Origin of the sequence: Nocardioides sp. NPDC059952 (genome assembly GCF_042730435.1) — a bacterium.
Taxonomy (GTDB): Bacteria; Actinomycetota; Actinomycetes; order Propionibacteriales; family Nocardioidaceae; genus Nocardioides.
Genome location: NZ_JBHWLY010000059.1, coordinates 1 through 14255, shown reverse-complemented (window position 1 = coordinate 14255; position 14255 = coordinate 1). Strand labels below are relative to the sequence as shown.

General features: G+C 69.2%; 10 protein-coding genes. 6 read left to right on the top strand and 4 right to left on the bottom strand.

The annotated features are described in order from the left end of the window. The first annotated feature begins 89 nt into the window (after positions 1 to 89). Positions 90 to 1340, top strand: a complete 1251-nt coding sequence (locus ACFV9G_RS22235) for an ATP-binding protein (protein ID WP_378729967.1) — start codon at positions 90 to 92, stop codon at positions 1338 to 1340. Positions 1341 to 1408: 68 nt separating this feature from the next. Here the strand turns inward: ACFV9G_RS22235 and ACFV9G_RS22230 are convergent, their stop codons facing one another. Next, positions 1409 to 2857, bottom strand: a complete 1449-nt coding sequence (locus tag ACFV9G_RS22230; RefSeq protein WP_378729965.1) for a glyceraldehyde-3-phosphate dehydrogenase — start codon at positions 2855 to 2857, stop codon at positions 1409 to 1411. 256 nt (positions 2858 to 3113) lie between these two features. On the opposite strand from ACFV9G_RS22230, the gene ACFV9G_RS22225 reads away from it, so the two are divergent. After that, the gene (locus ACFV9G_RS22225; RefSeq protein ID WP_378729963.1) at positions 3114 to 3641 is read left to right on the top strand and encodes a peptidoglycan-binding domain-containing protein; all 528 of its coding nucleotides are present in this window, start codon (positions 3114 to 3116) and stop codon (positions 3639 to 3641) included. A 3-nt stretch (positions 3642 to 3644) separates the two neighbouring features. On the opposite strand, the gene ACFV9G_RS22220 is transcribed toward ACFV9G_RS22225, so the two are convergent. Further along, positions 3645 to 5009 (bottom strand): protein kinase, encoded by a 1365-nt coding sequence (locus ACFV9G_RS22220; RefSeq protein WP_378729961.1) that lies wholly within the window; start codon positions 5007 to 5009, stop codon positions 3645 to 3647. A 179-nt stretch (positions 5010 to 5188) separates the two neighbouring features. Between ACFV9G_RS22220 and ACFV9G_RS22215 the strand changes: the two genes are divergently transcribed. Further along, positions 5189 to 6367 carry a CaiB/BaiF CoA transferase family protein gene (locus ACFV9G_RS22215; RefSeq protein ID WP_378729959.1) on the top strand — a complete coding sequence of 393 codons (1179 nt, stop codon included), beginning with the start codon at positions 5189 to 5191 and terminating at the stop codon, positions 6365 to 6367. A gap of 83 nt (positions 6368 to 6450) precedes the next feature. On the opposite strand, the gene ACFV9G_RS22210 is transcribed toward ACFV9G_RS22215, so the two are convergent. Next, positions 6451 to 7257: a hypothetical protein gene (locus ACFV9G_RS22210; RefSeq protein WP_378729957.1), complete on the bottom strand. Its 807-nt coding sequence runs from the start codon at positions 7255 to 7257 to the stop codon at positions 6451 to 6453. 275 nt (positions 7258 to 7532) lie between these two features. Here ACFV9G_RS22210 and ACFV9G_RS22205 point away from each other — a divergent pair, with 275 nt between their 5' ends. Beyond that, positions 7533 to 9047, top strand: a complete 1515-nt coding sequence (locus ACFV9G_RS22205; RefSeq protein WP_378729955.1) for a flavin-containing monooxygenase — start codon at positions 7533 to 7535, stop codon at positions 9045 to 9047. A gap of 70 nt (positions 9048 to 9117) precedes the next feature. Continuing rightward, positions 9118 to 9786: a TetR/AcrR family transcriptional regulator gene (locus tag ACFV9G_RS22200; RefSeq protein WP_378729953.1), complete on the top strand. Its 669-nt coding sequence runs from the start codon at positions 9118 to 9120 to the stop codon at positions 9784 to 9786. A gap of 8 nt (positions 9787 to 9794) precedes the next feature. Here the strand turns inward: ACFV9G_RS22200 and ACFV9G_RS22195 are convergent, their stop codons facing one another. Continuing rightward, complete coding sequence (locus ACFV9G_RS22195; RefSeq protein WP_378729951.1) at positions 9795 to 10712, bottom strand: LysR family transcriptional regulator; 918 nt, start codon at positions 10710 to 10712, stop codon at positions 9795 to 9797. A gap of 81 nt (positions 10713 to 10793) precedes the next feature. Between ACFV9G_RS22195 and ACFV9G_RS22190 the strand changes: the two genes are divergently transcribed. Continuing rightward, positions 10794 to 14210, top strand: a complete 3417-nt coding sequence (locus ACFV9G_RS22190) for a bifunctional proline dehydrogenase/L-glutamate gamma-semialdehyde dehydrogenase (protein ID WP_378729949.1) — start codon at positions 10794 to 10796, stop codon at positions 14208 to 14210. The last annotated feature ends 45 nt before the right edge of the window (positions 14211 to 14255 follow it).

Below are 14255 nucleotides of genomic sequence, written 5' to 3'. Positions count from 1 at the left end.
GGTGCATGACGGCGAAAAGCCTGCTGAAGGTAGCGTACCTGTCATGCTAAAGGTAGTGCTCACCTCCTGCTGAAGGTAGCGTAGGCAAGGTGTCGTATCTACGGAGAACCATCGATGATGAGCTTGACCAGCTGCTGAAGCTGGCGCCGGCGATCGCGCTCGATGGACCCAAGGGCGTAGGCAAGACCGAGACGGCCAGCCGACGGGCGGATGCACTCTGGCTGTTGGACGAGCCCGATCAGCGGTCGCTCGTGGAAGCCGACCCCCGATTCCAGGATGCGCCGGAAGGCACTCTTCTCTTCGATGAGTGGCAACGCCTCCCGGCGGTGTGGGACTCGGTGCGACGTCGTGTCGACGAAGGCGCGGCACCGGGAAGGTTCCTGCTGACGGGAAGCGCAACGCCGCGTGCGGGCGTCGACACCCATTCGGGTGCGGGGCGGATTCTCTCGCTGCGCATGCGACCTCTTGCGCTCTACGAGCGCGAGTCGACCACGCCGAGCGTCAGCCTCGGTGCGCTCATCCGGGGCGAGTCGGCCAAGGTAGGGGGCGACACCGCGTTCACGGCCGGACGGTACTTCGAGGAGATCGTCGGCAGTGGCTTTCCCGGCATTCAGGGCGCAGATCCGAGGCTGATCCGAACCTTCCTCGACGCGTACCTGCAACGGATCGTCGATCGGGACCTCCCTGATCACGGCCTGGCCGTGCGTCGGCCGGAAACGCTGCGCCGATGGCTGGCGGCGTACGCAGCCGCGTCGTCTACGACGACCGCATATTCACGTCTGCTCGATGCGACCACGGCGGGGGACGGGAGCCAGCCGGCGAAGACCACCACGATCGCTTACCGTGACCATCTCTCGAAGATCTGGATCCTCGACGAAGTGTCCGGATGGAGCCCAAGTCGCAGCCCGATGTCCCGTCTGCAGCAAGCGCCCAAACACCAGCTCGCCGACCCGGCGCTCGCAGCCCGGCTCCACAATCTCTCCGCGGATGCGCTCGGGTCGCCGCGGGGTGCACACCTGGCGGGGCCGCTCTTCGAGTCGCTCGCCACGTTGTCGGTGCGTGTTGCCGCCCAGGTTGCTGAGGCTCGGGTCGGGCACCTGCGCACCACCAACGGTGACCATGAGGTGGACCTCGTGGTCGAAGGGGTGGACGGTCAGATCATCGGCATCGAGGTCAAGCTGGCGGCCAATGTCACAGATGCCGACGTACGCCATCTCCTCTGGCTTCGCGAACGCCTCCCGGACGATGTCGTCGACCTCGTCGTTCTCACGACCGGATCTCGCGCGTACCGACGCCCGGATGGCATTGCCGTGGTTCCGCTCGCGCTACTCGGCCACTGACGGAGTGACAGCACGCTGCCCCGCCCCATCCGCAGACCGGACAGGACGGGGCAGCGTAGGGGTCAGGCTCAGACGGCAGCCGGGGCCGGGAAGGTCGGGTACTCGACGCCCGAGATCGACTGCACGGTGCGGACGACCTGGCAGGAGTAGCCGAACTCGTTGTCGTACCAGACGTAGAGGATGGCGGAGTCTCCGTCGACGATGGTCGCGTTGCCGTCGACGATCGAGGCGGCGCGGGAGCCGATGAAGTCGGAGGAGACCGCGTCGCGGGCGGTGGTGAAGTCCACCTGGCGACGCAGCTCGCCGGTGAGCGAGGCCTCGCGGAGGTAGTCGACGACCTCTTCCTTCGAGGTCTCGCTCTTGAGCGAGAGCGACAGGATCGCGATCGAGACGTCCGGGGTGGGGATGCGGATCGAGTTGCCGGTGATCTTCGCCTTCAGGTCCGGGAGCGCCTTGGCGACGGCGGAGGCGGCACCGGTCTCGGTGAGCACCAGGTTGAGCGGTGCGGAGCGGCCGCGGCGGTCGGCCTTGTGGTAGTTGTCGAGCAGGTTCTGGTCGTTGGTGAACGAGTGCACCGTCTCGACGTGGCCGCGGACGATGCCGAAGCGGTCCTCCATCAGCTTCAGCGGCGGCACGATCGCGTTGGTCGTGCAGGACGCGCAGGAGATGACCTGCTCGTCGCCGGTGAGGGTCTGGTGGTTGACGCCGTGGACGATGTTGGGGACGTCGCCCTTGCCCGGCGCGGTCAGCAGTACCTTCTTGATGCCCGGACGCAGGTGCTGCGAGAGGCCCTCCCGGTCACGCCACTTGCCGGTGTTGTCGATGAGGATGGCGTCCTTGATGCCGTACGCCGTGTAGTCGACCGTCGTCGGGTCGTTGGAGTAGATGAACTGGATCGGGTTGCCGTTGGCGATGATCACGCCGTTCTTCTCGTCCACCGTGATGGTGCCGGCGAACTGGCCGTGGATCGAGTCGCGGCGCAGCAGCGAGGCGCGCTTGATGAGGTCGTCCTCGCCGCCCTTGCGGACGACGACGGCCTTCAGTCGCAGACCGTGGCGCGAGCCGGCCTTCTCGACGAGGAGCCGGGCGACGAGCCGGCCGATCCGGCCGAAGCCGTAGAGCACGACGTCCTGGCCGCCGTTGCGCGCGATCTTGTTCTCGCCAGTGGCGCCGGAGAGCTTCTCGGCGACGAACTCGTCGACGGAGAGGTCACGGTCGTCTGCTGCGTACTGGATCGCGAGCTGGCCGAGGTCGATCTTCGAGGGGCCGAGGTCGAGCTTGGCGACGGCCTGGAGCAGCGGGAACGTGTCGATGACCGAGAGCTCCTCGCCCTCGATCTGGCGCGCGAAACGGTGCGCCTTGAGGATCGAGATGTCGGACTTGCTCACCAGCGACCGGCTGTGGACCAGGATGGTGACATCCTTCTCGCGGTAGAGCTTGCCGATGATCGGGATCATCGTCTCCGCGAGCTCCTCGCGGTGCTGCCAGTCGTTGAAGGTCTCGTCGGTGTCGCTCACAGCTCAACTTTCAGTTGCTCGGGAAGGCCCATTTCGGGGCGGATGGCGCACTCCGCCAGGGTCGATTATCGGCATCCCCATAGCCCCGGCCACCTTGATCGATCCAACCTCGGACTCGGTGTGACCGGGGTCTCTTCGGGCGCCGTCTGAGTCCTTGCCGGGGCGACGAGGTACGGGAGAGGTACGGGTACGCTACGAGTGCCTCGCCGCCTACGGTCAACGCACAATGCGATACCCGAGACCGAAGGATTCAATGATGCGTATCAGCAAGCCCGGACTTCGAGCTTCGGTGGCTGCCGTGGGGCTGCTCCTCGCGTCGCTGCCGCTCGGGTTGGCCGCCTCGCCTTCCCCGGCCGCCTCGACCGGCAGCTGCAACACGGCGTCGACCAGGAACCTCGGCCTGTCGGCGTACCCGCACGACTACGGGAAGATCCCTCTCAACAGCAGCAGCTGGGACTGCTGGATGGGCAAGGGGCATGGCACCACGGCCGGGCAGAAGCGCGCCGTCAAGGCCGTCCAGAACAACATTCTGACGTGTTACTCCGGCACGACGGCGGCCGCCCGGATCCGGAACAGCGGAGGCGCTGACGGTGTGTACGGCGACGGCATGGTGAGTGCCATCAAGGCGTTTCAGCGGTACCAGCTCGGCTTCACGGGCAGTGCCATCGATGGTGTCTACGGCGTCAAGACCCGCAAGGGGATGCGCTGGGCCCACCACGCCTCGGACGGCGTGATCCTCGTCTATCCGAACGGGTACCTCTGCACGAACCCCAACCGGTTCTGAGCGTCACTCCAGCGGTGACGGCGTCTCCGTCGGGGTCGGCTCCTCGGTCGGCTCGACAGTCTCGGTCTCTGTCGGCTCGGCCGTCGGTGTCGGGCTGGCAGACTCAGTCGCCGGGGCGCTGGGGGCTGTCGCGCTCGGGGTCGGCGACTCGGCAGGGGTCGCGTCGCCGCTAGGGCCGGTCTGGCCCTCTCCGGTTTCCTCGCCGGTCTCCTCGCTCACCCCGGGGTCCGTCCCCGTGTCCACCGTGCCGCCGACCGGCGTGGTCGGCGCCGTGCTGCGCTCGCCGGTGGTCGGCTCGGCAGACGGGGTCACCTCGCCGACCTTCGGTGTGTCGCCCTGGCCGGGCAGGAGGCCGGGATTGGCGGCGACGGCCACGCCGGCCGAGACCAGGACCACGGCTGCCGCGGCCAGGACCGCGACCTTCCAGCGTCGGCCAGAAGGCTGGGCGGGCTCAGCGAACGTGGGTGCCATCGTCGGCAGGTCGGCAGTGTCGGAGGAAGCCGTGGCGGGGCGCGGAGGGCGAGCGATCTCGCCCGTGGTGAAGGCCGGCGGCAGCGTGCCGATGCTGGTCGCCTCCTCCGAGGTGACCGGGGCCGGCAGCAGGGTCCAGTCGCCGTTGGTGGCGAGGATGTCCGCGGCGGAGGGGCGTCCGGTCGGGTCCTCGGCCAGGCAGGCGGCGACCAGTGGGCGCAGGTAGACCGGGCAGAGGCTCAGGTTGGGCGACTCGCCCTTGAGCAGATGTCCCATCGAGCCGATCTCGCCACTGAACGGCCAGCGGCCGGTGGCGGCGACGAAGGCGACCAGGCCGAGTGCCCAGATGTCGACGGCGCTGGAGAAGGTGCCGGTCTGGACCTGCTCGGGCGCCTGGTAGCCGTAGGTGCCGACCGCCTTGCCGGTCTGGGTCAGCGCGGTGCCGTCGACGGAGCGGGCGATGCCCATGTCGATCACGCACGGGTCGGTGGCGCCGTAGAGGATGTTGCCCGGCTTGATGTCGCGGTGGACCAGCCCGGCGGCGTGCACCGCGGCGAGGGCCTCGGCGACGCCGGCGACCAGCTGGCGTACGTCGATCTCGGGCAGGCGCTGGCCCGAGCTGACCAGCTTGTTGAGCGGCGGGTCGGCGACGTACTCGCTCGCCATCCACGGCTGCTCGGCATCGGGGTCGGCGTCGAGGACCCTCGCGGTGAACCGGCTCTCGACCCGCTTGGCGGCCTCGATCTCCCGCTCGAACCGGGCGCGGAACCCCGGGTCGGAGGTGAGCTCGGGAAGGATCGCCTTGACCGCCGCCTTCATGCCCGCGGCGTCCTCACCCAGATAGACCACGCCCATGCCGCCGTGGCCGATGCGGCCGATGAGTTCGTACGGTCCCATCTCGCGCGGATCGTTCGCGGTCAGCGGGCTGGACTGTGCGGACTGGGGGGACGTGGGGATTTCCCGAGACAACTTCTCTGCTCCTGTGCACCGGCGAGTGTGCCTCGGAGCGTATCGGACTTGACTCTGAGATCCGGGCACGCCGCGTGGGCGGTCGGAATTCTGGGAGCATGACGGTCATGACTGAGTCGACGGAACCATCCACAGTGACATTGGGCCAGGGCACCGGACCCCTCCGCGGGGTCAAGGTCGTCGAGCTGGCGGGGATCGGACCGGGGCCGCACGCGTGCACGCTTCTCGCGGACATGGGTGCGGACGTGATCCGGGTCGACCGGCCGGGCGGCAACGTGCTCGGCGGGGGTGCCGGTGACCTGCTCACCCGCGGCCGCCCGAGCATCGCGCTGGACCTGAAGAACCCGGATGCCGTCGAGACCGTCCTCCGTCTGGTCGAGACCGCCGACGTGCTCATCGAGGGGCTGCGCCCTGGCGTCACCGACCGTCTCGGCCTGGGCCCCGACGCCTGTCTGGAGCGCAACCCGCGTCTCGTCTACGGCCGGATGACCGGCTGGGGCCAGGAAGGTCCGCTGGCCCAGTCCGCCGGACACGACCTCACCTACATCGCCACCACCGGCGTGCTCAACGGGCTCGGTCAGGACCCCGCCCGCCCGCACTTCCCGCTCAACCTGCTCGGCGACTTCGGTGGCGGATCCACCTACCTGGTCATGGGCATCCTCGCCGCGCTCGTCTCGGCGAAGACCACCGGTGAGGGCCAGGTCGTCGACGCCGCGATCGTGGACGGCACCGCCCACCTCGCCACGATGATCTCCGGCATGCTCGCCTCCGGCACCTGGCACGAGCAGCGGCAGAGCAACCTCCTCGACGGCGCGATGCCGTTCTATGCGCTCTACGACACCGCCGACGGCCGGCAGGTCGCGGTCGGTGCGCTGGAGGGCAAGTTCTTCGCCGAGATGGTCACCCGGCTCGGGCTCGACGGGGTCTGCCCGGGGCAGTACGAGATGGAGCGCTACGACGAGATGCGCTCGCTCTTCGAGAAGACCTTCGCGTCGAAGACGATGGCCGAGTGGGCCGAGCTCTTCGAGGGCACCGACGCCTGCGTCGCCCCCGTCCTCACCCCCTCCGAGGCCGCTACGCATCCGCATCTGCAGGCTCGACAGACGTACGTCACCCACCACGGCGTCACCCAGCCGGCCCCCGCTCCGCGGTTCAGCCGGACCACCTCCACCTTGGGTGCCGGACCGGCCGCCAGCGCCGGTCAGCACACCCGTGAGGCCCTCGCCGCCTGGGGCGTCGACGACGCGGACGCGCTGATCGAGAAGGGCGCCGCGTTCCAGGACTGAGTGCCAAAACGAGTTGTGAAGCTGAGAGTGACCTATAGGCCACGCTCAGCTTCACAACCTGGTCATTGCTTTGGCGGGTCGGCTCAGTCCTTGTGGACCAGAGCGGCAGCGCGGCGACGCAGGACCACGACGAGCGCGGTGCCGGCGGCGGCAGCACCGGCGAGCATGGCCAGCAGCGGCCACATCGCGGGAACCGGTGACTCGCTGCCACCGGCGAGACCGGCGTCGATGTTGGTCGGGACGTCGGAGTCGGCGACCGGAGCCGCGGAGGACTCATCGGCAGCAGGCTCGGTCTCGTCGGAGACCGGAGTGGCCTCGGTGGGCTCGTCCGTCGGCTCCTCGGAGGCGGCGGGCTCCGTGGGTTCCTCGGAGGGAGACGGCGAGGTCGACGGCTCCTCCTCGACCGCGCAGTTCTGGAACCAGAAGACCTTGGTCTTGGTGTCGTTGCCGATGCTGCCCGGGGTGTGGATGGTGACCTTCACGTGGAAGCCCTGCTTCGGGTGGGCGAGCCCGGTCGCAGACAGCGTGTAGGTCTCGCGACCGTCGAGGCCGTCGTCGGTGCCGGCACCGCTGGCGGCGTCACCGCCCACGGGGACCGAGCTCGGGCCGTCGACGGTGAGCTCACCGGTGTCGGTCGGCGCGTGCAGCTCGAAGCTGATCTCGGAGACGATGTCCTCGCCCTCGTCGAAGCCGTACCACTCGATGTCGAGGGTGCAGCCGACGTGCGGCTCGTTGTTGGGAACGTCGTCGATGTTGCCGTGCTTGATCACCTTGACGGTGCCGTTGTTGCCGGCCGGGTCACCGTGGTCACCGGTGGCGAACGCCGGGGTGGCGGCGAGTCCGGCAAGGGCGACGCCCGCGACAACCGCGCCGGCGCGTACGAAACTCAACACTCGAAAACCTTTCGAAGACCGTTCGACCGCACGATGCGGTCCGATGCAGCCTCAGCCATCGAAAGCGAAGGGTGAACGACCCCAAAATATCGCCGTGGATGCGTGCCGCCCCCACGACTGCAGACCGCAGCGTAGTGACCTCGCGTGCGGTTGCGGAAGTTGGGCCGCAGTTGTTTTGCCATGCCGTTCCCCAGCGGTTGAGATCCGGAATGCTTGCAAAAGTTTGCGGGACAGGGTGTCGCAAACACGTACTCCCGGGTAACGTAGCCCGCATGCATGTCGACGTACTGATCATCGGGGCCGGCGTCTCCGGCATCGGAGCGGCCGCACAGCTCCGCGAGCGACTGCCCGGCAAGACGCTCGCGATCCTCGAGCAGCGTGAGGCCAGCGGTGGCACCTGGGACCTCTTCCGCTACCCGGGCATCCGATCCGACTCCGACATGTTCACCTTCGCCTTCAAGTGGCGGCCGTGGGAGAGCGCGCAGGCCCTCGCCGACGGTCACCAGATCCGTGACTACCTGCGCCGGACGGCGAAGGACTACGGCGTCGACAAGCTGATCCACTACGGCCACAAGGTCACTGGGGCCGCGTGGAGCACCGAGGACAAGCAGTGGACGGTCTCCGTCGAGACCCCGGACGGACCGGCCGAGATCACCGCCGCCTTCCTGTGGAACTGCACGGGCTACTACGACTACGCCAACGGCTACCAGCCGGAGTTCGCCGGTCTCGACGACTACGAGGGCACCTTCGTCCACCCGCAGCACTGGCCCGAGGACCTCGACTACGCGGGCAAGAAGGTCGTCATCATCGGCTCCGGCGCGACCGCCGTCACCCTCCTGCCCAACCTGGCGGGCGAGGGCAGCGACCGGGCCGAGAAGGTGACGATGCTGCAGCGCACCCCGACGTACATCCTCTCCCGGCCGGGCCAGGACGCGATCGCCTCGCTGCTCAAGACCGCGCCGTTCAAGCTGCTCGGCAAGCTGCCGTTCAAGCGCGTGCGCGAGAAGATCGGCCACGAGACGGTCCGCTGGGAGAACATCGCGCTCACCGTCGGCAGCTACCAGCTGGCCCGCCGCGCCCCCGGCGTCGTCAAGAAGGTCATCCGCGACCAGTGGATCAACGGGCTCACCGCCCGCGGCGGCCGTCCTGGCATGACCAAGGACGAGGCGATCGCGTACGTCGACCAGCATTTCAACCCGCCCTACGACCCGTGGGACCAGCGGATCTGCTTCGTCCCCGACGGCGACATGATGAAGTCGATCCGCGAGGGGTACGCCGCGGTGGTGACCGACCGGATCAAGACCTTCGTGCCGAAGGGCATCGAGCTCGAGTCGGGCGAGACCCTCGAGGCCGACATCGTCATCTCGGCCACCGGGCTCAACCTCCGGCTCTTCGGCGGGCTCGACTACGCCGTCGACGGCGATCCGGTCAGCCTTCCCGAGCAGATGGCCTACAAGGGCCTGATGATCACCGGGATGCCGAACTTCGCCTACACGATCGGCTACACCAACGCCTCCTGGACGCTCAAGGCCGACCTGGTCACCGACTACGTGATCCGACTCCTCGACTTCATGGGTGAGAACGGCTACGACGTCGCCGCGGTGACCCGCGACCCGAGCGTTGAGGAGCGGCCGTTCATGGACCTGGCCTCCGGCTACATCCAGCGTTCGCTGGACCTCATGCCGAAGGCCGGTGACCGGGCGCCGTGGGCCGCGAAGCAGAACTACCTCGTGGACATGAAGGCCCTCGGGTCGCCGGTCGCGGACGGCGTGATCCGGTTCGCTTGAGCTGTCTGTGATTACTGTGACAGGCGTTCCAGGCCCGGCGTGAAGTACGTGGGACTACGATGGTCTCACCATGGATGGCAGGGCAGTTCGCTGGAAGCGTCACAACGATGACCGACGAAAGCGCATCGTCGATGCCGCGATCGGCCTGATCGAGACCGACGGCGTCAACGTCAGCCTGCAGGCGATCGGCCAGGCCGCCGGGCTCTCCCGCTCGGTGGTCTACCGGCACTTCGCCGACCGGCGGGAGCTCGATCTCGCCATCCAGGCCGACATCCTCGACGGTCTGTGGGCCAAGCTCTTCCCGGCGATGGAGCTGACCGGGTCGATCCGGCAGATCATCTCCCGCACCGTCGGGGCGTACGTCAACTGGGCGCTCGAGCACCCGCTCCTGCACCAGGTGGCCGACGTCGACACCGCGCCGAACGGCACCGGGCCCCTGCAGCAGGGCCTCGACCGGATCGCGGAGCGGATCAAGGAGCTGATCCTGGCCGCGTTCGAGCTGACCGGTGTGGAGATCTCCGAGGTCGACAAGAAGGCCGTCGACCCGCTGATCTACGGCCTGATCGGGATGGTCTTCGGTGCCGTGCGCCGCTGGGTCCACCTCGGCGAGGGCATTCCTGACGCCGAGCATCTGACCTCGGTCGTCACCGAGGCGATCCTGGCCATGATCGACACCCGCACGACGGCGTACGGACTCTCGATCGACCACGACCAGCCGCTCGAGGAGCTCCTCGGCTGAACCCGCCGTCAGGCAGGCAGGGTCAGGTCCGCCGGCACCACGCGAGCCAGCGCGGCACGGCACGCGATGATCCCCGGTGAGTCGGCGATCGCGGTCCGGGTCGCGGTGAAGACCGTACGCCGCGGCGAGCTCGGCAGATCGATGAGCCGCACCGCGGTCCGGTGGCGCACGCGCATCAGGTCCGAGAGCAGGGCGACGGCGTTGCCGGACTCCACGAGCGCGACGTGGGCCTCGACGTCGTCGGTCTCGTAGCGGACCTCGGGCTCGAAGCCTGCCCGACGGCACTGCTCCTCGATCCAGTGGCGGGACGCAGTGCCCGGCGGCTCCATCGCCCACGGGACACAACCGGCGTCGGCGAGGGAGGTGATGTTGTCCCAGATCGCTCCGGATCCGCGGGGCGGGAGGGCGAGCCGGAGCCGGTCGGTGGTGAGCGGCTGCCGGTCGAGACCGTCGAAGTGCGGTGCGCCGTGGTCGGGATAGTGCTCGGCGACCACCAGGTCGAGCTCGCGCAGGGCGAGGTCGTTGAGCGCCTGCTCGGGAGCGCGCTGGGACAGCATCACCCGCAGCCGGGGATGGCGCCGGGTCAGGTCGGCGAGAGCCTGCGGCATGTAGGCGAGGGCCACGGACTGGAAGACGGCGACCCGGACCGTGCCGGCGGTCTCGTCGCCGAGCGCGGTGACCGCGGCCTCGGCGGCCTCGAGCCGGGCCAGGATCTCGGTCGTGTGCTCGACGAGCACCTCCGCCGCGGCGGTGAGCTGGACCCGTCTTCCCGCCTTGGTGAGAAGGGGGACGCCGACCTCGCGCTCGAGCTGGCCGAGCTGCTGGGAGACCGACGAGGGGCTCTGGTGGAGAGCTTCAGCGACCTCCGCCAGGGTCCCGCGGGCGGCGAGCTCGGCGAGGAGGCGGAGGCGGCGGACGTCGAGCATCTAACCATTCACCTCTACTTACGAATGATCTCCAGGAAACATCGCTTTATCTTACGTGACTCCGGTCGCATACTCGGCTCTATGACCACCAATGACGCGCTCATCGCCGAGGTCGACCACCTCGTTCGTGGCTGGCTGGCGAAGGCTTCGACCAAGCCCGCCGCCCCGGCCGCACAGCGCCTCGCCGACGTACTCAAGGACCCTGCCGGCCTCGACTTCACCGTCGGGTTCGTCGACCGGGTGATCCGGCCCGAGGACGTACGCGTGGCCGCGGCCAGCCTGCGTGAGCTGGCCGGCAACGTGCCTTCGTTCCTGCCCTGGCACCTGAAGCTGGGCGTGAAGCTCGGCGCGCTGATGTCGCTGGTCGCGCCCTGGTTCGTCATCCCGGTGGCGCGGCGTGCGCTGCGGCAGATGGTGGGGCACCTGCTGATCGACGCCTCGGACGCGCGGCTCGGACAGCAGATCTCGCGGATCCGCGAGCGTGGCGTGAACCTGAACATCAACCTCCTCGGCGAGGCCGTCCTGGGGCAGAAGGAGGCCGACCGGCGTCTGGCCGGGATCCGCAAGCTCCTGGCGCGCGACGACGTCGACTACGTCTCGGTGAAGGTCTCCTCGCCGGTCGCGCCGCACGCGGTCTGGGCCTACGACGAGGCGGTCACCCACGTGGTCGATCGGCTCCTCCCGCTCTACACCTACGCGGCGAAGTCCTCGGCTGCCGGGACGAAGAAGTTCATCAACCTGGACATGGAGGAGTACCGCGACCTCGACATGACCATCGACGTCTTCACGCGGCTCCTCGACCGGCCCGAGCTGGCCGACCTGGAGGCGGGGATCGTCCTGCAGGCCTACCTGCCCGACGCCATGTCGGCGATGATCCGGCTCCAGGACTGGTCGGCTGCTCGTCGCGCACGTGGGGGCGCGGCGATCAAGGTGCGGCTGGTCAAGGGTGCCAACCTGCCGATGGAGCACGTCGAGGCGTCGCTGCACGGCTGGCCGGTCGCGACCTGGTCGACCAAGCAGGACTCCGACACCAACTACAAGCGGGTGCTGTCCTGGGCGCTGACGCCCGAGCGGATGGGCAACGTGCGCGTCGGCGTCGCCGGCCACAACCTGTTCGACGTGGCGTACGCCTGGATCCTGGCTGGTCAGCGCGGGGTTCGTGACTCGGTCGAGTTCGAGATGCTGCTGGGGATGGCCGAAGGTCAGGCCGAGGCGGTCCGCGAGACCGTGGGTGGCCTGCTGCTCTATGTGCCGGTCGTGCACCCGAAGGACTTCGATGTCGCGATCGCCTATCTCGTGCGTCGCCTCGAGGAGGGCGCCAGCACCGAGAACTTCATGTCGGCCGTCTTCGACCTCAACTCGTCCGAGACCCTCTACAAGCGTGAGAAGGAGCGGTTCGTACGCTCCCTCGCGGCTGTCGACGACTCCGTTCCGCCGTCGAACCGGACCCAGGACCGACGCAAGCCGGTCGACGTCGCGCCGGTGGCCGGAGTGTTCGAGAACACCCCTGACACCGACCCGCACCTGCCGGGCAACCGGGAGTGGGGCAAGGCGATCATCGCCCGGGTGGGCTCCTCGACGCTGGGTGACCAGCTCGTCGCCGACCACACGCTGAGCTCGGTGGAGGCCGTCGAGTCGGTGCTCGAGGGTGCCGTCGGCGCCCAGGCCGACTGGGGCCGCAAGACCGGCGCCGAGCGGGCCGCCGTGCTCCGGGCCGCCGCGGTCGAGGTCGAGCGGCGCCGGGCCGAGTGGCTCGAGGTCGCCGCCTCCGAGTGCGGCAAGACGCTCGACCAGGGTGATCCCGAGGTCTCCGAGGCGATCGACTTCCTCAACTACTACGCGGGTCTGGCCGAGGAGCTCGACACGGTCGACGGCGCGCGTGCGGTGCCGGTGCGCTTGACGCTCGTCACCCCGCCGTGGAACTTCCCGCTCGCCATCCCGACCGGTGGCGTCGCGGCCGCGCTCGCGGCCGGGTCGGCCGTGGTGATCAAGCCGGCCCCGCAGGCGAAGCGCTGCGGTTCGGTGCTGGTCGAGACGCTCTGGGCCGCGGGGGTGCCGAAGGAGGTGCTGCGGCTGGTGCACGTGCCGGAGAACGAGGTCGGTCGTGCGCTGATCGCCTCGCCGCTGGTCGGCCGCCTGGTGCTGACCGGTGCGTTCGACACGGCCGAGCTCTTCCGTTCGTTCCGCCCGGACCTGCCGCTGCTGGCCGAGACCTCCGGCAAGAACTCGCTGGTGGTCACCCCGGACGCTGACCTCGACCTGGCCGTCAAGGACCTCGTCCACTCCGCCTTCGGTCACGCCGGACAGAAGTGCTCGGCGGCGTCGCTGGGGATCCTGGTCGGCTCGGTCGCGACCTCCCGGCGCTTCCGCGACCAGCTGATCGACGCGGTGACCTCGCTCGAGGTCGGCTACCCGACCGACCCGACGGTGCAGATGGGTCCGGTCATCGAGCCCGCCTCCGGCAAGCTGCTCAAGGCGCTGACGTCGCTCGCCCCGGGCGAGTCGTGGCTGGTCAAGCCGCGCCAGCTCGATGACACCGGGCGGCTCTGGTCGCCGGGTGTGAAGACCGGCGTGGCCCGGGGCTCGGAGTTCCACCTGACCGAGTACTTCGGTCCCGTCCTCGGCCTGATCTCGGCCGACTCGCTCGACGAGGCGATCGAGATCCAGAACCAGGTCGACTACGGCCTCACCGCGGGCATCCACAGCCTCGACCGGGCCGAGATCTCGCAGTGGCTCGACTCCGTCGAGGCCGGCAACGCCTACGTCAACCGCGGCATCACCGGCGCGATCGTGCGTCGTCAGCCGTTCGGTGGCTGGAAGAAGTCGGCGGTCGGCGCCGGGACGAAGGCCGGCGGGCCCAACTACCTGGTCGGCCTCAGCGACTGGGTCCCGGCTCCTGCCACCGAGCTCGCGACGCCGGCGCCTGCCGTACGGTCGCTCGTCGACTGGGCCGGTCGGCTCGGGGTCGACGGGTTGCCGATGCTCCAGCGCGGTGCCGGCTCGGACGCGGTCGCCTGGGAGCGCGAGTTCGGTTCCGCCCGGGACGCCTCGCGACTGACCGCCGAGGTCAACGTGCTGCGCTACTCGCCGGTGCCGGTCACCCTGCGCCACGAGGGCGGCCACCTCGCTCACCTGCTGCGCGTCCTCGCCGCCGGTGTCGCCGCGGGTGCGCCGGTCACGGTCTCCGTCGCCGCCGCGCTGGACGAGGAGACCGCCTCCCTGGTGCGGGCGACCGGTGCGACCTATGTCGTCCAGGACGCGGCCGCGTGGGGCGCCACGCTGACCGGGCCGGAAGCGCCCGGCCGCGTACGCCTCCTGGGTGGGTCGCGCGAAACCTTCGCGGAGGCGAGCCAGGGCCGGGTCGACATCGCCCTCTACGCCCAGCCCGTCGTCGAGGCCGGCCGCGTCGAGCTGCTCACCTTCTTGCGCGAGCAGGCCGTCTCGATCACCGCCCACCGCTTCGGCTCCCCGACCCCGCTGGTGGAGAACCTCTTCTGAGGTCGAGTCGGCTCGTCCTGACACAGACCCGCGCCGAGTCGGCTC